The organism is Pseudomonas sp. CCI3.1 (assembly GCF_034313985.1).
GTDB classification, from domain to species: domain Bacteria; phylum Pseudomonadota; class Gammaproteobacteria; order Pseudomonadales; family Pseudomonadaceae; genus Aquipseudomonas; species Aquipseudomonas psychrophila.
This window is the reverse complement of sequence record NZ_JAVIWO010000001.1, coordinates 878,191-899,790: the sequence shown is the minus strand read 5'-3', so window position 1 is coordinate 899,790 and position 21,600 is coordinate 878,191. Positions and strand designations below refer to the sequence as shown.

22 protein-coding genes are annotated in these 21,600 nt (G+C 59.1%); 11 read left to right on the top strand and 11 right to left on the bottom strand.

Features of this window, described 5'->3' with window-relative positions; genetic code table 11:
- Positions 1–65 precede the first annotated feature (65 nt).
- Genes arsH through RGV06_RS03940 form a run of 4 tightly spaced genes read right to left on the bottom strand, consistent with a single transcriptional unit; the run spans position 66 to position 2,921 of the window.
- On the bottom strand, positions 66–761 hold the full coding sequence (gene arsH / locus RGV06_RS03955; protein ID WP_019825517.1) for an arsenical resistance protein ArsH: 696 nt from the start codon (positions 759–761) through the stop codon (positions 66–68).
- A gap of 11 nt (positions 762–772) precedes the next feature.
- The gene (locus RGV06_RS03950) at positions 773–1,243 is read right to left on the bottom strand and encodes an arsenate reductase ArsC (protein WP_322149436.1); all 471 of its coding nucleotides are present in this window, start codon (positions 1,241–1,243) and stop codon (positions 773–775) included.
- A gap of 23 nt (positions 1,244–1,266) precedes the next feature.
- Entirely contained in the window at positions 1,267–2,550 is a 1,284-nt protein-coding gene (locus RGV06_RS03945) for an arsenic transporter (RefSeq protein ID WP_046809048.1), read from the bottom strand.
- Between the two features lie 23 nt (positions 2,551–2,573).
- A complete protein-coding gene (locus tag RGV06_RS03940) occupies positions 2,574–2,921 on the bottom strand; it encodes a metalloregulator ArsR/SmtB family transcription factor (protein WP_019825523.1) in 348 nt (115 codons plus the stop codon).
- A gap of 233 nt (positions 2,922–3,154) precedes the next feature.
- Here RGV06_RS03940 and RGV06_RS03935 point away from each other — a divergent pair, with 233 nt between their 5' ends.
- Complete coding sequence (locus RGV06_RS03935; RefSeq protein ID WP_322149435.1) at positions 3,155–3,850, top strand: tRNA (adenine(22)-N(1))-methyltransferase; 696 nt, start codon at positions 3,155–3,157, stop codon at positions 3,848–3,850.
- Positions 3,851–3,866: 16 nt separating this feature from the next.
- On the opposite strand, the gene RGV06_RS03930 is transcribed toward RGV06_RS03935, so the two are convergent.
- On the bottom strand, positions 3,867–4,790 hold the full coding sequence (locus RGV06_RS03930) for a LysR family transcriptional regulator (protein WP_322149434.1): 924 nt from the start codon (positions 4,788–4,790) through the stop codon (positions 3,867–3,869).
- 66 nt (positions 4,791–4,856) lie between these two features.
- On the opposite strand from RGV06_RS03930, the gene RGV06_RS03925 reads away from it, so the two are divergent.
- The 4 genes from RGV06_RS03925 to RGV06_RS03910 all read left to right on the top strand — a co-directional run bounded on the left by RGV06_RS03925 (position 4,857) and on the right by RGV06_RS03910 (position 10,003).
- Entirely contained in the window at positions 4,857–5,465 is a 609-nt protein-coding gene (locus tag RGV06_RS03925) for a LysE family translocator (protein WP_322149433.1), read from the top strand.
- A gap of 134 nt (positions 5,466–5,599) precedes the next feature.
- Positions 5,600–6,106 carry a sigma-70 family RNA polymerase sigma factor gene (locus RGV06_RS03920; RefSeq protein ID WP_019825530.1) on the top strand — a complete coding sequence of 169 codons (507 nt, stop codon included), beginning with the start codon at positions 5,600–5,602 and terminating at the stop codon, positions 6,104–6,106.
- Positions 6,103–7,068, top strand: a complete 966-nt coding sequence (locus RGV06_RS03915) for a FecR domain-containing protein (protein ID WP_322149431.1) — start codon at positions 6,103–6,105, stop codon at positions 7,066–7,068. The genes RGV06_RS03920 and RGV06_RS03915 overlap by 4 nt, the downstream gene beginning before the upstream one ends.
- A gap of 97 nt (positions 7,069–7,165) precedes the next feature.
- Entirely contained in the window at positions 7,166–10,003 is a 2,838-nt protein-coding gene (locus RGV06_RS03910) for a TonB-dependent receptor (protein ID WP_322149429.1), read from the top strand.
- On the opposite strand, the gene RGV06_RS03905 is transcribed toward RGV06_RS03910, so the two are convergent.
- Positions 10,000–10,911 carry a LysR family transcriptional regulator gene (locus RGV06_RS03905; protein WP_322149427.1) on the bottom strand — a complete coding sequence of 304 codons (912 nt, stop codon included), beginning with the start codon at positions 10,909–10,911 and terminating at the stop codon, positions 10,000–10,002. The two genes, RGV06_RS03910 and RGV06_RS03905, sit on opposite strands and share 4 nt — an antisense overlap.
- A gap of 194 nt (positions 10,912–11,105) precedes the next feature.
- On the opposite strand from RGV06_RS03905, the gene RGV06_RS03900 reads away from it, so the two are divergent.
- From RGV06_RS03900 to RGV06_RS03890, 3 genes are all read left to right on the top strand, one after another.
- Positions 11,106–11,951 carry an SDR family NAD(P)-dependent oxidoreductase gene (locus tag RGV06_RS03900; protein ID WP_322149426.1) on the top strand — a complete coding sequence of 282 codons (846 nt, stop codon included), beginning with the start codon at positions 11,106–11,108 and terminating at the stop codon, positions 11,949–11,951.
- A gap of 1 nt (position 11,952) precedes the next feature.
- Positions 11,953–12,837, top strand: a complete 885-nt coding sequence (locus RGV06_RS03895; RefSeq protein ID WP_019825539.1) for an SMP-30/gluconolactonase/LRE family protein — start codon at positions 11,953–11,955, stop codon at positions 12,835–12,837.
- A gap of 372 nt (positions 12,838–13,209) precedes the next feature.
- Positions 13,210–14,325, top strand: coding sequence for a collagen-like triple helix repeat-containing protein (locus tag RGV06_RS03890; RefSeq protein ID WP_084682724.1), 1,116 nt, complete (start codon positions 13,210–13,212; stop codon positions 14,323–14,325).
- On the opposite strand, the gene RGV06_RS03885 is transcribed toward RGV06_RS03890, so the two are convergent.
- The gene (locus RGV06_RS03885; protein WP_322149423.1) at positions 14,322–15,071 is read right to left on the bottom strand and encodes a phytanoyl-CoA dioxygenase family protein; all 750 of its coding nucleotides are present in this window, start codon (positions 15,069–15,071) and stop codon (positions 14,322–14,324) included. The genes RGV06_RS03890 and RGV06_RS03885 overlap by 4 nt on opposite strands.
- Before the next feature lie 182 nt (positions 15,072–15,253).
- Between RGV06_RS03885 and RGV06_RS03880 the strand changes: the two genes are divergently transcribed.
- Together RGV06_RS03880 and RGV06_RS03875 are read left to right on the top strand one after the other, a co-directional pair.
- Entirely contained in the window at positions 15,254–15,649 is a 396-nt protein-coding gene (locus tag RGV06_RS03880) for a GFA family protein (RefSeq protein ID WP_322149422.1), read from the top strand.
- A gap of 66 nt (positions 15,650–15,715) precedes the next feature.
- Positions 15,716–16,222 (top strand): DUF2867 domain-containing protein, encoded by a 507-nt coding sequence (locus tag RGV06_RS03875; RefSeq protein WP_046809056.1) that lies wholly within the window; start codon positions 15,716–15,718, stop codon positions 16,220–16,222.
- Between the two features lie 6 nt (positions 16,223–16,228).
- Here RGV06_RS03875 and RGV06_RS03870 read toward each other — a convergent pair whose 3' ends face one another.
- The gene (locus RGV06_RS03870; protein WP_322149421.1) at positions 16,229–17,119 is read right to left on the bottom strand and encodes a LysR substrate-binding domain-containing protein; all 891 of its coding nucleotides are present in this window, start codon (positions 17,117–17,119) and stop codon (positions 16,229–16,231) included.
- Positions 17,120–17,225: 106 nt separating this feature from the next.
- On the opposite strand from RGV06_RS03870, the gene RGV06_RS03865 reads away from it, so the two are divergent.
- On the top strand, positions 17,226–17,600 hold the full coding sequence (locus RGV06_RS03865) for a tautomerase family protein (protein ID WP_046809057.1): 375 nt from the start codon (positions 17,226–17,228) through the stop codon (positions 17,598–17,600).
- 96 nt (positions 17,601–17,696) lie between these two features.
- Here the strand turns inward: RGV06_RS03865 and RGV06_RS03860 are convergent, their stop codons facing one another.
- From RGV06_RS03860 to RGV06_RS03850, 3 genes are read right to left on the bottom strand one after another with little or no spacing between them, the layout of a single operon-like run.
- Positions 17,697–19,025, bottom strand: coding sequence for an MFS transporter (locus RGV06_RS03860; protein WP_322149420.1), 1,329 nt, complete (start codon positions 19,023–19,025; stop codon positions 17,697–17,699).
- A 49-nt stretch (positions 19,026–19,074) separates the two neighbouring features.
- Positions 19,075–20,019, bottom strand: coding sequence for a LysR family transcriptional regulator (locus RGV06_RS03855; protein ID WP_046809058.1), 945 nt, complete (start codon positions 20,017–20,019; stop codon positions 19,075–19,077).
- 54 nt (positions 20,020–20,073) lie between these two features.
- Entirely contained in the window at positions 20,074–21,492 is a 1,419-nt protein-coding gene (locus RGV06_RS03850; RefSeq protein WP_019825552.1) for an FAD-binding oxidoreductase, read from the bottom strand.
- Positions 21,493–21,600: the final 108 nt, after the last annotated feature.

Sequence of the window (21,600 nt, the reverse complement as noted above, 5' to 3'; positions counted from 1 at the left end):
GATGAAAAAGTCGACCCGAGGGTTGGGTCGACTTTTCAGAACACCCGGCCCTCATCCTGGCGCTTTTAAATTGAGCGCTGGTTCACGCGCTCGGTAAGTTCGTGCGCCGACTCTTTGCGCTCCGAGTAGCGGTCAACCAGATCCGGGCGATCGCGCAGCAACGCTGTGAATTTCACCAGCTCTTCCATGACATCGACGACGCGGTCATATAACGCCGACGGTTTCATCCGGTTGCGTTCGTCAAACTCCAGATATGCCTTGGGCACTGAAGACTGATTGGGGATGGTGAACATCCGCATCCAGCGTCCCAGCACGCGCAGTTGGTTGACCACGTTAAACGACTGCGACCCCCCGCAGACTTGCATCACCGCGAGGGTTTTGCCCTGGGTCGGGCGAACAGCCCCCAAGGCCAGCGGCACCCAGTCGATTTGCGCCTTGAACACGGCGGACATCGCACCATGTCGCTCGGGCGAGCACCACACCTGTCCTTCAGACCACTGCATCAGCTCCAGCAGTTCCTGGACTTTTGGATGGTCGTTCGGCGCGTCATCCGGCAGTGGCAGGCCCGAGGGGTTGAAGATCCGTGTCTGGGCGCCGAAATGTTCGAGCAACCTGGCGGCTTCTTCGACAAGCAGGCGGCTGAATGAGCGTTCGCGCGTCGAACCGTACAGCAGCAGGATGCGCGGTTTATGCCGGCCGTCGTGGTCACTGGGTTTGGCATCAACCAACGAGGTGTCGAGATTGGGCAGCGAGTCGATCATGGTGGCTCCGGTTACAGGGTGCTGATGCGGTCGAGTTCGTATTTCAGGGTCGCGGCATCAAGTTGGGCAAAGGGCAGGGCGAGGAATACCCGGCAGCGTGTTTCGATACGCGCCAGGGTGGCGTGAAACGCAGCAGTCACGGCCGCGTCGTCGCCCTTGACCTCGGAGGGGTCTTCCAGTCCCCAATGAGCTTTGAGGGCCGGCCCGAAGTACACAGGGCAGGCCTCACCGGCGGCCTTGTCGCAGACGGTTATGACAATGTCCGGCGGGTTGTTCTGGAAGGCGTCATTGCCTTTGCTACTCAAACCGTCGATAGCGATTCCGGCTTCGAGCAAGGTGGTCAGGCTGCGGGGCAAAACCTGGCCCTTGGGAAAGCTGCCTGCACTGACGGCCTGGAAGCCTTGCGGTGCCAGATGGTTGAACATGGCTTCGGACAAGATGCTGCGACAGCTGTTGGCGGTACACATAAACAGAACGCGCACGGTATTCCCTCTTTTCAACGGCACTAAACGCTCAGGCGCAAGGCCAGGGCACACAAGGTGACCAGCAGGATTGGCAGGGTCAGGATCACCCCGGTCTTGAAGTAATAACCCCAGGTAATGCGGATGCCCTTGCGTGCCAGGACATGCAGCCAGAGCAGCGTGGCGAGGCTGCCAATGGGGGTGATTTTAGGGCCCAGGTCGGAGCCGATGACGTTGGCGTAGATCATGGCCTCGCGTATTACGCCGCTGGCTTGCGTGTCTTGGATCGAGAGCGCACCCAGCAATACCGCAGGCATGTTGTTCATGACCGAAGACAATAACGCCGCGAGCAGCCCGGTACCCAAAGTCGCGCCCCAGAGGCCGAATTCGGCCATGTGGTTCAGGGCCATGGTGAGGTAAGTAGTGAGGCCTGCATTTTTCATCCCGTACACCACCAGGTACATACCCAGGGAGAACGTCACCACCTGCCAAGGGGCTTCGCGCAGCACGCGCCGGGTGGAAATGATGTGGCCCCGGGCAGCAACAGCGAACAGCAGGGCAGCGCACACGGCCGCAATTACACTGACCGGAATGCCCATTGGCTCCAGTGCAAACAGGCCTGTGAGCAGCAGGACCAATACGGCCCAGCCGACATAAAAAGTCAGCGGATCGCGTATGGCCTCGCGTGGCTCTGGCAGGTCATCCAGGGCGTAGTGCCGAGGAATGTCACGCCGGAAAAAACCGTACAGCACCAACAGCGTGCAGGCCACGGAGACGACGTTGACCGGCACCATGACCGATGCGTATTCACTGAAGCCAAGGCCGAAATAGTCTGCCGAAACGATGTTGACCAGGTTCGACACCACCAGCGGCAGGCTCGCCGTATCGGCAATGAACCCGGCAGCCATGACAAAGGCCAGGGTAGAGGCAGCAGAGAAGCGTAAGGCGAGCAGTATGGAAATGACGATGGGGGTCAGGATCAGGGCGGCCCCGTCATTGGCAAACAGGGCGGATACCACGGCGCCCAGCAGCACGGTAAACACGAACAGGCGACGACCGTCGCCTTTGGCCCAGCGCGCCACATGCAGTGCTGCCCACTGAAAGAAACCTGCCTCGTCGAGCAGCAGGCTGATGATGATCACTGCGATAAACGTAGCGGTGGCATTCCAGACAATGGCCCATACCAGCGCAATGTCCTGGAACGTTACAGCCCCTGCAATCAGCGCCAGTCCAGCGCCCAAGGATGCACTCCAGCCGACACCCAGCCCTTTGGGTTGCCAGATCACCAGGACCAGAGTCAGTAAAAAAATCGCGAATGCTATGAGCATGGGATATCTCGACAGGTGCCGGGTCAGCAGCAAGCAGTGGTATTGAGCGGGCGGTCGCCCATGGCATGAAGACGAACGCTGTTTTGTTCAAGCCAGTGGGCGTTGGCGGTCAGGGTTGTATCAATAACGCTGCGCACCCAGTCCGGCAGTTCAGGGTTGAGCCGGTAATACACCCACTGACCCTGGCGACGGTCGAGCAGCAGCCCGCAACCGCGCAGCTGAGCCAGATGGCGGGAGATTTTTGGCTGACTGTCATCCAGCGCGCAGACCAGTTCACAGACGCATAACTCTCCCTCGCGGGCGATCAGCAAGGTGGCCCGTACCCGTGTTTCATCGGACAGGCATTTGAACAGTGCGGCGGGATTGAGCATGGGGGATGGCTCTATACATATGGTTATCCGAATATACGGATAGCCATATGTGATGGCAAGCGTGACCTTAACTGTTGGAGCGAGCCTGCTCGCGAGGGTCATTAACGATTGTGCGACCTTTTGCTCCTGCCGAGGTGGTGCAGGCGCTTTACCCCGGCGGCCTCACCACGCATCATGTGACGCCAGCATCCATGTCCACGGTGCCGGGTATTTGTGGTTAAAAGGAACTGACGTTGAACGAACACACTTTGTCCATGCGCCTGGAGCGCGTGGCGGCTCATATGCCGGCAGGTGCACGCCTGGCTGATATTGGCTCTGATCATGGGTATCTGCCGGTGGCGTTGTTGCGCCGTCGAGCCATCGCGGCGGCAGTGGCAGGGGAAGTGGCGCAGACCCCATTCCACGCCGCAATACGCACGGTGCGCGATAACGGTCTGGAGCAGCAGATCACCGTGCGTCAGGCCAACGGTCTGGCGGCGATCGAGGCGGCAGACGAAATCACCGCGATCAGTATTTGCGGCATGGGCGGCGAGACCATTCGCGACATCCTGGAGAGTGGCAAGGCACGCCTGAGTGGCCGGGAGCGGTTGATCCTGCAACCTAATGGCGGCGAGCAACCCTTGCGCCAGTGGCTGATGGAAAACAACTACCGCATCCTGTGCGAAGAACTGCTGCGGGAAAACGGCTTCTACTACGAAATCATCGTTGCCGAGCGCGCCGGGCCGGTGCTTTACACCGCCGAAGAACTGTACTTCGGACCTTTGCAAATGCAGGCGCGCAGTCCTGTATTTCTGGGCAAGTGGCAACGCATGCTGCTCGAAAAGCAAAAGGTGCTGGCCAGCTTTGCCCGGGCGCGGCAGGCCGTACCCGAAGACAAGATGCAGGAAATCGACCAGCAGGCCCGCTGGATTACCCGGTTGCTGGCATAGCCTCGGCCAGTCGAGCTCAAACCATCGTTCGCAGCCATGCCAGCAACTGTGCTTGAGGGCTGTCGGCAATCAACGGCCGGGGCGACAGCAGACAGTAACGTGAGCCGTCCTCGACGAAGCCCGCTGGCGCAGTCAGTACACCGCTGTCCAGATCGTCGCGCACCAGATGCCAAGGGCCGATGGCCACGCCCAGGCCAGCCACGGCCGCCTGCAAGCTGAAATAGAAGTGTTCGAAAGTCTGCCCCGGTGCCTCAGGCAAGGTCAGGCCTGTAGCCGTGGCCCATTCCTGCCAGGCGCCCGGCCGTGTGCGGGTGTGCAGCCGGGGGGCTTCGCCCCGCTGCTCCGGGCTACCGTTCTGCGTAGAAAACCAGTGGGCTGCTTTGTCCGGGCGGCACACGGGGCCGATTTTTTCCGCAAACAATGGCTCTACGTGGTATCCGTCGGCCCAGGGGAAATCGTCACGGCGGATGGCCAGATCGATGTCATTGGCGAAGCTGAACGGTCCTCCGCCAGCGACCAGATGCACGTCGATGCCCGGATGCCGGGCCTGGAAGTCAGGCCAGCGCGGAATCAGCCAGCGCATCAGCAGCGTAGGCTCGCAGGACAGCACCCAGGCCCGTTTCTGGCGCGCGTTGGCGCGCAACGTGTCGATGGCCTGTGCCATCAGCCCCAGACCATCGCCTACAGCCTTCGCCAGCAAGCGGCCCGCATCCGTGAGAAACACCCGGCGGCTGCGACGTTCGAACAGCTCCACACCCAGCTCGTCTTCGAGCAAGCGTACGGCGCGGCTGACTGCGCCGGGGGTCAGGTGTAGCTCGCTGGCGGCACGGCTGAAATTCTCCTGACGCGCTGCGGCCTCAAAACAACGCAAGGCCAGCAGGGATGGCAGTCGCCCATGCGTGAATGGTGAGTCAGGCTCACTATTGTTGTCAGATATCATCGTTATTAATCTGCAGTCGGTGCCAATAGCATGGCGTCTGTTCGTTAACTATCGACAGGATACGTCATGACCGAATTGATAGCTGTAATCACAATTACCCTGCTTGCGATCATCAGTCCGGGGCCGGACTTTGCAATGGTCACACGTAACAGTTTGCTGCTGTCGCGCCGTGCCGGGGTGCTGACTGCACTGGGCATAGGTCTGGGGGTGCTGGTGCATGTGACCTACACCCTGCTGGGCGTGGGCCTGCTGATCCAGAAGTCGCCCTGGCTGTTCAGCACGCTCAAGCTGGTGGGCGCGATTTACTTGATTTATCTCGGTGTGAAGATGCTGCGGACCAAGCCCCGTGGCGGGCAAGCCGAAAGCCCGGCGGCACCGCTGTCGGATCTGGCGGCGCTGCGCACGGGCTTTCTCACCAATGCACTCAACCCGAAAACCACACTGTTTACTGTCAGTTTGTTTATGCAGGTGGTGCAGCCCGATACATCGCTGGCGGTGCAGATGGGCTATGGCGCTTTTATATCAGTGGCGCACGTGGCTTGGTTCGCTTTGGTTGCACTGTGTTTCTCTACTGGGTCGGTACAGGGGCGGTTGCTCGCCCTGCGTCACTGGATCGACCGCGCTTTCGGGGGGCTGCTGGTGGGATTTGGAGTCTTGCTCGCGGTTGTGCGCTGATCAGGTGAAATGTCTTTCCCTGAAACGGTTATTTTCACCTGCCTGAATCCCAGGAATCTTCGCAGGAGCTGTACAAAAGTCGGTGACAAATAATAAGATGAGAAGAATTATCATTTAGATCAAGCGAATCTCACATGTCTCACGACAGGATCGTCTCGCCCGTCGAGCAGTTGTATGCGAATCATCATGGTTGGCTGCGGGGCTGGCTGCATCGGCGATTGAGGCACAGTGCCGATGCCGAGGACCTGGCTCACGACACGTTTATCCGTGTACTGCGTTCAAAGCACGATGCTCAGGCACTGCGCCAACCCATGGCGTTTCTTGCAACGATTGCCAATGGCCTGCTGATCAACCGCTGGCGGCGTCAGGCAATCGAGCGGGCTTACCTTGAGGCCCTGGCTGCCCGGCCAGCAGGCGAGGAGCCTTCTCCCGAAGACCGCTACCTGACGATCGAAACCCTGTTGCAACTCGATTCGCTGCTGATCGGATTAACTGCCCGGGTCCGGCAGATTTTCTTTTTGTCCCAACTCGATGGCTTGACCTATCCGCAGATCGCCGCGCAGTTGAGCTTGAGCGTGGCCCAAGTGCAGAGGGCCATGGGCAAGGCGTTCAGTGTCTGCTACGCGAGCCGTTTCGAATGAGCGGTGTTTCTGTTAATCCCCGTGTCCGTGATACGGCCATCGACTGGATCGTCCGCATGCAGTCCGGGCTCATGAGTGCAACTGATCAGTTGGCGTTGCAGCAATGGCGCCAGGCGAGCGCCGAGCATGAACATGCCTGGCAACGTGTCAGTAGCCTGCCGCTGTTGATGCAGCCCGGGGCCGCTCTTTTATCCGATGCAACGGCGCGCAGGGCGCTTGAATCTGCCGGCACAGACCCTCGGCGCCGCAGGCAGGTACTCAAGTGCTTGTTGGCACTGGGGCTGTTTGGCGGGGTTTCCTGGCAAGGCGCTCAGTCCACCGTTATGCGAACTGCTCTGGCCACTTACCGCACCTCCACCGGCGAGCGTCGTCAGTGGCGGCTGGCCGACGGCACGTCGTTATGGTTGAACACCGCCAGTGCGGCCAACGTGGATTGGCAGGCAGACCGTCGCCATGTGCAGTTGATCGAAGGCGAACTGGCTCTGAATGTGGAGGCCAAGTCAGGTTCGGTGCAACTGGTCACCCCCGATGCCGTGCTGTTTGGCCGTGGGGCTAATCTGCTGGTGCGCCATGATCGCCTGGGCACTCAGGTCACGGTGTTGCGTGGCCTGGTACAGGTGAACTCGCGTCACAACCGGACACCCTTACTGCTTGAGGCCGGTTGGCGAACGCGGGTGGATGCTCAGGGTCTCCACCCGGCAAGCCTCACTGATGTGTTCATGGCCCAGGCGTGGCTGCGTGGCATTTTACCGGCTGAGCGCATGCGTCTGGATGTTCTGCTGGCCGAACTGTCACGCTACAGGCCCGGAATTTTGCGCTGCAGCGAACAGGTTGCGGGTTTGCGCGTGACTGGCAGTTTTCAGCTCGACGACACCGATGCGGCGCTGGCGTTGGTGGCCCATGCGTTACCGGTACGCATCGAGCGCCGGACCCGCTATTGGGTCACCGTGGTACCGGTCTGAAATTATTTTTTGTGCAGCGCGATAGTTTTTTGAATCTGGCGGGGCCTTCAGGAATAACCCACCGAAACAGGTGGGTCTTCACCTTCAGGAGCCCTGCATGATATCCCCCGCAAGTGTTTTGTGCGCCCGTACCTTCGGCCTGCTTATTCTGGGCCTGCAACCGCTTTACAGCGCAGCCGTTTTCGCTGCTGACGAGCGTCAACACTTCAACATCGATGCAGGTCCGCTGGATCAGGTGCTCTCGCGTTTCGGCGTGCAGGCGCGCATCAGCATGGCGGGGAGTTCGACGCTGACGGCAGGCAAGAGCAGCAAGGGACTGCAGGGCGACTTCAGTACTGAGGCGGGCCTGACGCGACTGTTGTCAGGCACCGGCCTGAGTTATCAGCGCCGGTTGGATGGGAGCGTCGAGTTGTTTCAGGGGGGAGGGGCTGTTGTGCTGCCCTCGCAGAAGGTCACCGGGGAAGATCCGGCCATTGAAGAGGTCTATCTGGCGCCGCGATCGTCGGTGTATATCTCCAGCGAAGACATGCAACGATTTGGCGTGATCTCGGTGGGTGATGTGCTCAAGGGGCAGCCGGGTGTGCAGGTGGGGGACAGCCGTAATGGCGGTGGCCTGGATGTGAACATTCGTGGCATCCAGGGGCAAAGCCGGGTAGCCGTCACGGTCGATGGCTCGCAACAGGCGCTGGATGTGTATCGCGGTTATGCCGGTACCCAGCAGCGCAGCTACATTGACCCTGACCTGATCAGCGATATCACCATCGACAAGGGCCCGAGCCTGACATCGAGTGCCATTGGCGGCACGGTAAAGATGCGCACCATCGGCGTAGACGACATTTTGCGTGACGGTCACACCGTTGGCCTGCGCTTGAAGGGCGATGTGTGGAACAACGGCGTTGCTCCCGCCTCCCGTGACGGCCATTCGGCCACTGAGACCCTTTACTCCGAGCCGCACCGCAACCGTGGCGGGCTGTTCGGCTCAGAGGCGCAGTCCGGCAGTGCCGCGTTTGCCTACACCCATGACTATTTCGATGTGGTGGCCGCCTACGCGCATCGAAATCAGGGCAACTATTTCGCCGGTAAAAAGGGCCAGGACCGTTACCGCACTTTTGACCGTTATGGTCGCGAAGACATGACGGTTGCCACAACTTATAACCCCGGCGAAGAGGTCCTCAACTCATCGTCAGAGACCGACTCCTACCTGATCAAAACCACCATTCGCCCGGCCGATGACCATACGCTGGAGCTGGGCTTTAGACGGTACGACGGCCATATTGGCGAGATCATGCCCTCGGACATTTTTCGTTTCGGCACCGGGGGCATCTACCAGTACCCGCTGGGCCACACCAAAATCGACACCTATACCGCCCGATACAACTACCTCCCGAGCGCCAACCCGTTGGTGGACCTGACAGCCAGCCTGTGGATGACGGATGCGCAAACCAGCAACCTGACCTCGGTGCTGGCGCCGGCTTCCCAACGTTATCGCTCGGATCGCAACTGGACCCGCCAGGCCGACCGGCGCATTGGCGGCGACCTGGCCAATACCTCGCAGTTTGATACGAACTTCGGCGACCTTAAGCTGGATGTGGGCGGCTCGTTCCAGGTCGAGGAACTGCGCCCGCAAAAAGGTGTGGTCACCCATCAGGACGACATCAATGCCAACCGCAGCCTGCGCGACGGTTCCCGGCAGGAGTTCAGCCTGCACAGCAAACTGGAATACCAGCCGGTCGACAGGCTGACGCTGTGGGGTGGTGGTCGCTACACCTATTACCGCACCAAGGATCACGTTGCCCACTCGACGGCCCTGCGAGAGGAGCGTGAGTTGAGGTACCTGAGGGTCTTTAGCCCGCAAAGCTACGGCAACATGATGTGGTTCCCGGATCAGAACGGGCAGTACACCGACGCTACGGACCCGCGGTTGAACAACGGTATCGTGTTCAACAACACCAACTTCCCTTTCGAGGGCACGCGCTACAACGACTTCGGCGCAACTGAATCTACGGTGTATCCATCCCAGGTTGGCGAGGTGGTCAGCGGTTACGCGTACTCCGGTAAACAAAGCGACAGCGGCGGTGCCTTTGCGCCTGCCATTGGTTTCAACGTCGAGCTGGCGCCGGACACGTTCTTTTATGCGTCTTACACCCAGGGCCTGCGCATGCCCTCGCTGTTCGAAACCAGTCAGGGCGTCTTGCAGACCATGCCCGGAAAGGGCCTGAAACCCGAGCGCTCAAGCAACTGGGAGATCGGTGCCAGCACCCTGCATAAAAGCCTGCTGGTGGACAACGATTCGGCGGCCATCAAGGTTGCCTACTTCAACACCAACATCAAGAACTACATCACCCGCTACTACGACCCAAGCCCGGGGCTGATGGGCCTGATGCAGTTCAGCAATACCGACAGCTTCAAAACCAGCGGCCTGGAGTTGCAGTCGCATTACGACGCGGGCCGGGTGTTTGCAGATTTATCGTCCACTTACTACCTGAAAACCGAAACCTGCGACTCGACTTTCGCAGCACGTTTGCGCGCGAGCTCCAATCCCTATCAGGACTTGAGCAAAACGCCCAACTGCACGCCGGGCAGCTTCATGGGTTCTTATTCCAATACCCAGAACCCGCCACGCTTTGCAGCAAACCTGACCACGGGCCTGCGCTTTTTTGACCAGACGCTTACCGTCGGCGGCCGTGGAACTTATACCTCCGGCCCGACCGTCAAGGCCGACAATGAATGGCAAACCGGCGCCACCACGCCGCAACTGGTCTATGAACAAGTGGCGCTGTTTGATCTGTTCCTCAACTACAAGTGGAAGGACCACACCCAGCTGAATGTTTCGCTGCAGAACCTGACTGACCGTTATTACCTCGACCCGCTGGCCCAGAGTTTCATGCCCGCTCCGGGGCGCACCCTGCGTGTGGGCTTGCAGACCAGGTTCTAGTCGTGCTGTTGGCTGGCGCTGTCGAACATGGAGATAAAAGGGTTGATCAGCGGTGACGGGTTGTGGGTATGCCAGCTCATGTAGAGCCCGATGGCAGGGTTGGCAGACTCTGCCACCGGGCGTATCGGGCGAAACACAACCTTGTCGCGCATGTTCGAGCTGGCAATGGACTCAGGCACAAGGGCCACGCCAAAACCGCAACTCACCAGGCCGATCAGGGTATGGATCTGCGCGGCTTCCTGTACCACTTTTGGGTAAAAACCGGCGGCTTCGCACAAGGCAATCAATTGGCTGTGATAGCCGCTGCCCAGGGCCTTGGGGGTGAACACGAAGTCCTCGTCGGCGAAATCCCGAAGCTCGACCGGACCTGGCTGCGCCTTGGGATGGTCCAGGGGCAGCGCCATGACAATGGCTTCGTCGAGCAACAGGCGCGATTCGATGTTTTGCGCCGAAAAGGGCAGTTTGCGCATAAAGGCGATATCGGCTTCTGCGGCCAGAATCGCCTTGGCCTGGCTGGAGGATGGCATTTCCTTGATGACCAGTTGAACCTTGGGAAAGGTTTGGCGAAACCGCCTGAGGGTGCTGAGCAATGGCTCGTAGTACGCGATGGAGACGGCAGTCACCGTGAGGGTCCCCGCACTGCCTTCGGACACCTGGCGAGCGTGTTCAATCCCCCGTTCCAGTGCGTTGAGTGTTTGATAGGCGGCCTGCAAAAAGACAGTGCCTGCGGGTGTCAGTTTTACCTCGCGCTTGCTGCGGGTGAACAGGCTGAAACCCAGTTTACCTTCCAGGCGATTAATGGCCTGGCTCAGGGGCGGTTGGGCCATATGCAGGCGAATTGCAGCTTTATGAAAGTGCAGCTCTTCAGCCACCGCGATGAACTGCCTGAGCAGTCGGGTTTCGATCATTTCCAGTGTTCCTTGATTTGAATAGATCACTGTTGCCGGAGCAGGGTAACAATTAATTATAGAGAAGGCTTGATTCCTCAACGGCTTTAAATAGGCCGCGTGATAGGCGCAGCGTATCAACTGAGTTCCTGTTTAGTATTAAACAACTTCCCGTCCGATTGTTAAGGTGACGTGATAAATACGAGGAACTATCCATGAACTTTTCCGGAAAAACCGCCGTTGTAACGGGTGCTGGCCGTGGGCTGGGTTTGAGTTATGCACGCGAATTGGCAAAGTTGGGTGCCAATGTCGTGATCAGTGATAGTGGCGCGGACAAGATGGGTGATGGCACTGACGACTCCGTTGTTCTGGATGCGGCACACACCCTTGAAGCCCAGGGATACAACGTGATCGGCCATCATGGTGATCTGGCTGGCGAGCAGGTGTGTCAGCAATTGATCGAGACGGCCATCGACGCGTTCGGACAACTGGACATTGTGATCAACAACGCGGGCTGGGTCGGTTATCAGTCGATTGAAGAGGCGCAATCGACGTTTATTGAACGTGCGCTGGATATCAACATCTACAGCCCGATCTGGCTCTGCAAGCATGCCTGGAAATACCTGCGGCGCTCAGAAGCTGCACGGGTGGTGCTGACATCTTCGGACCGCGCCATGTATCAGCACTATGCGCAGCCGGGGTTGACGGCCTATGCCGCAGGCAAGATGGCCCAGCTTGGGATCATGAATGCACTGAGCATGGAAGGCGCCGCCGATGGCATTCTGGTCAACGCCGTATCGCCGGTGGCCAAGACCCGCATGTGGGGCGTGAGTGGCGAGCCGGACAATTTGAAACCTCAATGGGTTACACCCGGCGTGATTTTTCTGGCTTCTGAGTTGTGCCAGGACACCGGCTACATACTACGGGCCAGCAATGGCCAGTTCACCGCGACGCGATTTGTCGAGAACCCGGGGGTCGACTATCCCCTCGATCTGGCTCGGGTCAAGGCCTCCAGCGCCGAGCAGGTTGCCCGCTTGTGGGACCAGATCAAGGAATGTTGAGATGCCTGTTCAGGAGTCGTTGTGCCTTTTTTCTGCGTGCCAGGCGGATCTTGGCGAAAGCCCGGTCTGGGATGCAATCAGTCATCGCCTGTTGTTCGTGGACATTTCCCGAGGGCAGATAAATGCCCTGGATACCCAGGCCAACCTTACCCGGCTTTACCAATCACCCTCCCGGATCGGCGCGTTGGCACTGACCAATGCCGGTAACCTGATATTTGCCCGTGATGCCGGCATCGCCATCCTTGACCGTGACACCCTGCGGGTTACCCGCCAGTCGCAACCGGCCAGCACGCACTCTTCATACCGTTTCAATGACGGTGCTTGCGACCCTCAGGGCCGGTTTGTCACGGGGTTGATGGACGAAGCTCACAGCCAACACTCAGGAAAGCTGTATCGCTACGACCCAGGCCTGAATGCCTCGGTGATCCTGGACAGTCTCGGATTGCCCAACGGGCTGGTGTGGTCGACTGATGGCAGTGAGGTGTTCTTTGTCGATTCAGTGGCCCGCACCCTTTTTCGGGCTCGTTACCAAGCGCACAGCAACTGCCTGAACGACGTGTCAGTGTTTGCCCTTACACCGCCAGACCTTGGACGCCCTGACGGGTTGGCAATGGACAGTGAAGGGGGCATCTGGGTATGCCAGTTCAATGGTGGCTGTCTGCTCAGGTACGACCGCCACGGTGAGCTGACCCGTGTACTCGACGTGCCGGTCCCGCGCCCCACCAGTTGCTGTTTCGGCGGCCCCGACATGAGCACACTGTTTATCACCAGTGCCAGGTTCGGCATGTCACCAGCCGAGCTGGCTGACTGCCCGGCAGCCGGAAATATCTACAGTATCCGTGTGCCCGTTGCGGGGGTTCCCCGCTATCAATTCAAGGAGATTTGAGCGGTTGAGGCAGGTATTGAATCCCTTGCGGGCAATACCCCTTGTTGATTTCAGGCCGGTGGCCGGTTCTGAACGTCTATTTAGAAAACAGGGGGGCTGTTAATTGTGCTTATAACTTAAGGAGTGGCCCACGTGCAGGGCACTGATGAAACCCGCGTTGGGGTTGATGGTGATGACGTTATTGGCGGTTATTAATCCGAGCGTATTAGTCCTTTAGTTGAGTCGCGGCCGCGCTATATAGAGTGTTAATACCAAGTTGTGAATTGTGTGTTGAAGCCTATGGAGTTGTTATGTACTCACGGATGGAATGTCCCTTGAACTCAGAACAGGGGGCTTTCGAACTTAGGCATGGCACGTTCAAGGGAGTTGATTATGAGCACTCAACTAGGGTTGAAAAAGAGCACCGCTTTATGTTTGGTCATGACCGCCGCTTTGGCGGGATGCAGCAGCGGCGGCGGTGGCTCCAAGACCACCATCAGCACCAGCAACACAACGACGCCTCCTGTCACAACCACTACCCAGACGCCTTTGGTGACAGGCCAGGTCACCAATGAACTGGGCAAGGGTCTGGGCGGTGTGGGTGATCTGGTCAGCGATGTGGGTACGACCCTGACCAAAGTTCCTGTGGTCGGCGCAGCAGGCGGGCTGGTGGTCAATACCGGCAACGCGGTGTCCTCCATTACTGATGGCGTGACCAACGGTCTGGGGTCCCTGGGCACTGATAAAAACTCGCTGGGTATCACCGTGGCCGGTGTCACCACTGGGGTCAGCGACGTCGGCAAAGGGGTTTCGTCACTCGGAACGGGCGTCAGCGGGTTGGTCGATAACACGCCGATCAGCCAGATTCCTCTCGTCGGGGGCGTTGTGGGCAAAGTCACCGACACCACGGGTGGTCTGGTGAACAAGGTCGGAACCACAGTCACCATGCTCGGCAATACGCTGACTACCAACGTAACCAGTGGTCAACTGGGCAAGGCGACTGGCGGCGTGAATGACAAAGTTGTGGTGCCGGTGATTTCACTGGTTGAGAACGTAACGGGCAAGGTGGGTACAACAACCGGTTTGGGCAAACCAGTGGACGGTTTGCTCAAACAGGTTGGCGGTGCGGTAGGGGGGCTAGGTGACAAAGTGGCAGACACAGGCAATAACCCGGTCACTAACCTGGTGGGCGGAGTGCTTGGCGGCGTAGGCGGTGTGCTGGATAAATCCGGTGGCTATCTCAATCCGCCAGCAGGTGCAGGCACCGGTACAAATACCGGCGGGCTGGGTGGACTGGGCGGTTTGCTGGGGCTGGGGGGTAATGGTGGCAACGGTGGCAACGGTGGCAACGGTGGCTTGCTTGGGGGGCTTGGCGGTCTTGGTGGGGCAACGGCCTCAACTGGCGGTCAGGTAAACACCGGCACGACGGGTGGAAGTACTGCCACGGGTGGCTTGGGCGGTCTTGGCGGCCTGCTCGGCGGCCTGGGCAACCTGGGCAAGAAAAACTAGGCATTGACCACCTTCAGGAAGTCCTCGCGAGACGATAGCGCCATTGCTTCGCTCGCGTGGGCTCTGAGGTGTGATGAGCGCACCCCGAACTGGATGACTATGACATCCCGGTTCTGCCGGCTGCGATTGGGTAAACCACCGTGCAGTGTGCCTGAGTGCAACGCCAGGCATCCCGCAGCCGGAACGTCGGGGGATAGCGCGGTGTCGATGGCGGTCTCGGCATGCAGGTGTGAACCTGGCACCACGGCTGTGCCGCCATTGCCCGCGCTCATGTGCTGAAGCGGTATCAATAATCGCAGGGTGCGCCCGTCATCGCTGGCAAAGTATCGATTGTCAGCGTCACGATGCCAGCCCACGGCAGGGCCGATCTCACCGGGTTTACGTGTGATATTGCTGAAATGAAACAGCACCTCAGCTGGCGCGCAGTCCAGCAGCCGGGCGGCGCACGTCCAGATCGACTGCTGACAAAGGAACCGCGCAAAGCCGGGTTCCAGCGGGACAAGATCGCCGATGATAAACGGTTCGTGACTGTATTGACCCGGTTCAACATCGGGATTGCGCTGCGGATGTTGTCGACTGGCGTCCCCAATGCTCACCCCGGCGGCCCGTGCTGACGGTTCCCCTGAACGATAGCGTTCCACCAGCGCGTCAGTCATCTTTCTCGCCCAGGCCAGTTCCTGCTCCCCGATCAGCCCGTTGATAACGGCATAGCCACACGTGGCAAATGTCACAATCCCTGTGTTCACGTCAGACTCCGTTTCCAAAATGGCAATTCGGTTAAGCGCACGAGCCTAATCGAAGACGCGCAAAGCGAGAAGAGACCGCTGACGCCTTCAGCCGGTCTGGCGCGTTGAGGTTGTGACCGATACACGTCTGCTTTAGGTTATTGATGGTCACCGTATCCCCCTCATCAACAAGGAAATATCCAATGAAAGGAAGCTGCGCCTGTGGAACAATCGGGTATGAAATTGACAGTGTCGACATGCCGATGAGCCACTGCCATTGTCACTCGTGCCGCAAAACCCATGCGGCAGCATTCGTGACCACGGCGGGTGTTTTGCGTGAGCACTTTCGCTGGACGAAGGGGCATGAACACCTGAGCAGTTACGAGTCTTCCCCAGGGAAATTGCGTCGCTTTTGCTCGCTGTGCGGCTCTCACCTTGTGGTAGAGCGAACCGCAGCACCGGCAGTGATTGTTCGCGTCGCAACTCTGGACGAAGACCCGGGTGTGCGTGCGCAGTTTCACATTTGGGTTGAGCATGATGCTCCATGGCTCAACCATGAGCACCTTGCGATGCACCCGCAATGGCAGCCGGGGCGCTGAGGCTGTTTGGATCTGCCCGGGGCGATTGAAAAAATGGAATTTTCGTCAATATCCAGGAGGTAGGCTTTGGCTTTCACATCACCAGTTCGCACGCTTCGTAAAGTGTCTGAACTCGATTACCACGACAGCAGATCGGTCCAGCTTCCAGCGCAAATCACGGCGCTTGAAGCCTGGAACCTCATGACGGCCGAACAGGGAATGCCCATGCGCCTGGCGTTTCGGACGCGTGATGCAATCTCCTCCCTGTTTGGCGTGAAACGCATTGGTGGGTTTTCCGGCACCCGACGAGAAACCGTGGAAGCGGGGGATTATCTGGATTTTTTCCTGGTGGAGCACAGTGCTCCCCAGATGCTGGTGCTGACCGAGCGTGACCGGCATCTGGATGTGATGATTTGCCTTTCGATAACCACCGATCATGTGCTGGTGGTCACATCCTCCGTGGTCACCCACAACGCCTACGGTCGCCTCTACATGGTGCCGGTGGGCCCGGCGCACAAGCTCATCGTCAATAGCTACCTCAGGCAAGTGAAACGCAAGCTCATGCAGGGGGCAACAAAGTCAGAGAGCCAATAGGGGAGGTCAGCCAGGGCCCAACCCATTGGTCATCGACTGCTCTTGCAGGCTTGTTTCTATCAGCTCGGCCAGCAGCCTGGCGGCAGGGGTTAGGTGCTCGTTTACGCGATGCAGCACATAAGCCAACGTGGGCAGCGCAGGTAAGTCGCGAATAATGAAGAGATGACTCGGCAGCCCGATGCGGGTGCGCAGGGTCACCCCCAATCCGGCTGCTACGGCTGCCCAAATTCCCCCCACACCTGGGCTGGTCAGCGCAATTCGCCAGGCAATGTGTGCTTCATCCAGCGCCTTGATCGCCGCGCTGCGCATGACGCAAGGGGCGTCGAACATGATCAGGGGCAGTGGCGCCTCGGCAGGCCTGTTACCAGTTGGTCTGTCTCGCGACCCGATCCAGTGCAGTTGAGTTTCACCCAGACGCTTTACGCAGGTGGACGCCAGCCCGGTGTCCCAGGCAAGCGCCAGGTCAAGCCCGCCGTTGTCCATCAGGGTCAGCAGTTCGGCGTTGCGCGCGATCCTGACTTCCAGGCTGACCATCGGATAGGTCGTGACGAATCTGCGCAAAATATCGCTGAGAAAGTGCTCGCCGAAGTCTTCCTGAAGTCCCAGGCGTACGGTTGCTGCCGTCTGGTTTTCATGCAACGTCTGGAAAATGCTGTCGTTGAGTTCCAGCAGTCGGCGGGCATGGCTCAGCAAGGATTCGCCCATTGGCGTCAGTGCCAGACCCCGACCGGATTTGGCCAATACCGGTGTGCCAATCTGTTGCTCAAGCTTCTTGAGTTGTGCACTCACGGCAGACGTCGAGCGGCCCAGGCGATCTGCCGCCCTGGCAAAACTGTTGAGCTCCACGCCGGTCACAAACGTGCGCAGTACATCGAGGTCGAAGGCAGGCCGTCTCATTTGATCATCCACAATTTTGGAACGATGGGCGTCATTTAATCTGATATTCGCAAGGGTTGCGACTTGATAGATTTTTACGATCACCACTTCAAAGGAGCAATGCGCCATGCCGTTTGCACGAATTTCGCTGCACCGGGGCAAGTCTGTCGAATATTTGCAGGCGCTTTCACAGGGGGTTCACGATGCGTTGGTGGAAAGTTTCGAGGTGCCGCTGGCGGATCGTTTTCAGGTCATTGACCAGCATGAGGCGGGTGAGCTGATTTTCGATCGTGACTACCTTGGCGGGCCGCGCAGCCATGACTTTGTGTTGATTGCCATAACGGCAGGGCGGTCGCGTTCTACGCAGACCAAGCAGGTTTTTTATCAAGACCTGGTCAAGAAACTGAACCGTGCCACAGGCCTCGATCCTGAAGATGTGATGGTGGTTGTGACCACCACAGAGGCCGAGGACTGGTCATTCGGGGGCGGGCGGGGTAACTGAGCCGTGCTGAAGTGGGAACGGGCTTGCTCGCGATGGCATCGCAGGCATGCCCGCTCCCACAGGACGTGTGGTGTTCAGCCCCGTCTCAGTACCTGCTCAGGGCGCTGTTTTCATCGCCACAATCGGCTCATCACGCGTGCGCGACACGCTCAACCCCAGCAGCCCGCCTATCACCAGAGCGCCGGCCATAAAATACATGGCGGCCTGGGTGTTGCCGGTCAGTTGGGTCAACCAGCCGACCACGATCGTGCTGAAAAAACCGGCCACGTTACCCAGCGAGTTGATCAGCGCGATCCCGGCCGCCGCCGCTGCGCCACCCACCACGGCAGTGGGCATGCCCCAGAACACCGGCAAACTGCTGATCATCGCCGCGGTACCGACAGTCAGGCCAATCATCGACAACCACAGGCTGGCGCCGAACAGGGTGCCGAACACCACGCCGCCGGCACCGATGAAAGCGCAGATCGCGAGGTGCCAGCGATACTCACGAAAACGGTCGCTGCTGCGCCCGACCATCACCATGCTCACGGCCGCAACGGAGTAGGGAATAGCACTCAGTACGCCGATCGCCCAGGGTTCGGCAACACCGTTGTTGCGGATGATAGTCGGCATCCAGAAGCTGATGACGTATTGGCCCAGCACCAGGCAAAAGTAGACTGCGCCCAGCAACCAGATTTTCGGGTTCAGCAAACCATCGCGCACTGAATGGTGAGATTTTGCCTTGGCTTCGCGGTCCAGTGCGGCCTGCATGCCGCGTTTTTCATCGTGACTGAGCCAGTGGGCATCTGCAATGCGATCGCGCAACAGGAAGAACACCGCGCCACCCAGTGCCACGGCCGGTAATCCTTCGATCACGAACAACCACTGCCAGCCGGCGTAACCTGCCACGCCATCGAGTGTTTGCATGATCAGGCCGGAAATCAGCGAGCCGAGCATGCTTGAGATCGGCAAGGCCGCGATGAACAATGAAATCATCACCCCGCGGCGATGGCTCGGGAACCAGGTGGTGAGGTAGAAGATGATCCCGGGGAAGAAGCCGGCTTCGGCGATGCCAATCAGAAAGCGCAGCAGGTAGAAACTCATGGGCGTTTCGACAAACATCATGGCTGCCGACAGCAGGCCCCAGGTCATCATGATTCGGGCAATCCAGCGTCGGGCTCCAAACTTGTGCAGCGCGATATTGCTGGGGATCTCGAACATCAGGTAACCGACAAAGAACACGCCGGCCCCCAACCCGTAGACCGCTTCACTGAATTTCAAGTCATCGAGCATCTGCAGCTTGGCGAAGCCGACATTGACCCGGTCCAGATAAGCGACCAGATAACAGACCATCAGCAGCGGAATGACCCGCCATGCGGTTTTGCGATAGGCCGAATGCAGTGCGTGGTCCGGCATGTCACCGGGGAGCGACGATAAGGTGTTCATCTCGAGCCTCTTTCTTGTTGTTGTAGGGGCGATTGTGAAATGGCAGGGCTTACGGATCGAGGGCGCGACCTCCAGGCCAGTCACCGCTCTGACACATCCCCCCCACGATCTCGCGGATCAGTTCACTGATCAGGGTTTTAAGGTGGCTGGCGGGCATTGAGGCGCAACTGCAAATGCCCAGGATTCGTGACACGCCCTCAGCTGCGATCCGATGGGCGACCAAGCGCCCGTCCTCGATTTCTCGCATGGCAAGGTTGAGCGGCATGATGGTGTGACCAATACCTGCTTCGACCGCACTTTTGAGGATGTGTACGGAGTTGACTTCCATGGCGATTTCGCCCGTTGCCAAACCACGCTGTTTTACTGCGTGCTCAACGACGGTACGGGTGCAATGACCATGGGCCTGGCTGGGGAACACCAAAGGCCTGGCCAGCGCCTGCTCCAGGGAAACCTCGCCGGCGGGCGGTGCGTCGGGTGCATGGGCCCGGTGAATCAGATAAAAATCTTCTTCGATCAATGCGCTGAACATCACCTGCGGGGGCAAATCAAGTGAGGTGAACAGAGCAAGATCAACTCGGCCATGGAGCAGTTGATCCATGACGTTTCCGGTCAACTCTTCGTTGAGATGAAACGCCACCTTTGGGTAACGGGCAGCCACTGCGCGCATGAGAGGCATGGCCAGAATGGTTGCGACACTTTGTGGCAACGCCACCGTAATCGACCCGCTGACTTCCTCCTGGCTGCTGTTGACGGCAGCGCGGGCATCGCTCAAATGTTTGAGCATGCCTTGGGCATATTCGTAAAAAACCTTGCCCGCTTCGCTGGCAACCACGCCGTTGTGGCTGCGATGGAACAGTTGCACCCCCAGATCCTCCTCCAGCGCCGACATCTGCTTGCTCAATGCCGATTGCGCCACATGCACCTGGCGTGCGGCCCTGGACAAACTGCCGCAATCGATGACTGCAACAAAGTATTTGATCTGGCGGATTTCCATTGAGGCGCTTCCTGCAGGACTCGAATGTAAGGGGGCCGATAATGGTACAGCGCCTCAGCCTGTGGAGTGTCCGCGAGGGAAAATCTTCCCGGGGTTCATCAGTTGCTTGGGGTCCAGCGCTGCCTTGATTGCCTGCATGACGCTCACCGCGTTGGCTCCGTGTTCTACCGCCATAAAGTGTTGTTTGGTCAGCCCTATGCCGTGCTCGCCGGTGCAACTGCCTTGCATGGCAATTGCCCGCTCTGCCAGTCGATGGGCCACCGCTTCAGCACGTTCGACTTCGTCCGGGTTATGGGGGTCGACCAGAATCAGGGCATGGAAGTTGCCATCCCCCACGTGACCGAAAATCGGGGCGAGCAAGCCATGTTCAGTAAGGTCCGCAGCGGTGGCCTCAATGCACTCGGCCAGTCGTGAGATCGGCACCACGGCATCGGTGGTCAGGGAGCGGCAACCGGGACGCAGGGCCAGGGAGGCAAAATAAGCGTCGTGGCGTGCTTGCCACAAGCGGCTGCGATCTTCGGGATGGACCGCCCATTCAAAGTCCAGCCCCTGGTGCTCGTCGGCGACCATGCGCACCGTCTCGATCTGTTCCTTTACTCCCGCTTCAGAGCCATGCAGTTCAAAGAACAAGGAGGGTGCCTCGCGCAGTTGGGTGCTGCTGTAGGCGTTGAGGGCTCTCATGGTCAAGGCGTCTAGCAATTCGATACGGGCAATTGGAACGCCCAGCTGGATGGTCTGAATGACGGCGCGTACGGCCAGATCGACACTCGGAAAGCGGCACACGGCAGCCGAAATGGCTTCGGGAATCGGGTGCAGCTTGACGGTCAGCTCGGCGATGGTCGCCAGCGTACCGCCCGAACCCACCAACAAATGGGTCAAGTCGTATCCGGATGAAGACTTGCGCGCACGCCCACCGGTGTTGATCACGCGACCATCGGCCAGTACGGCGGTCATGGCCAGGACGTTTTCGCGCATGGTGCCGTAGCGCACGGCGTTGGTTCCGGACGCGCGGGTGGCTGCCATGCCGCCCAAGGACGCGTCGGCACCCGGATCGATGGGAAAGAACAGACCGGTGCCATGCAGCGCGGCATTCAACTGCTTGCGGGTCACTCCCGGCTGTACGGTGGCATCCATGTCATCGACACGAATATCGATAATCCGGTTCATGCCTGAAACATCAATGCTTACGCCGCCGTGGGACGCCTGCAACCAGCCCTCCAGAGAGGTGCCGCTGCCATAGGCGATCATCGGCACATTGTGGCGATAGCACGCGGCGCTAATGTTGACGATGTCTTCGAGGCTGTTGGCATAGGCCACAGCATCCGGTGGCATTGGATCGAGAGCGGAAATATCGCTGCCATGGTGCTCGCGCACGCTGGCCGAGGTAGAAAATCGTGTGCCGAGCAAATCGCTCAGTTCATCGCGCACTAGGTCGGGAAGGGGCGGGTGTTCGCAGGCGGCAGGAAGGGTCATCGAGCAATCTCCGGTTTTTGTGCGCCGCGTGACGCTGGCGGCATTTGTAAGGAGTCATGACTCATCTTAGGCAGCGATTGGTACACACTTGTAGTGCTGATTTCAGAT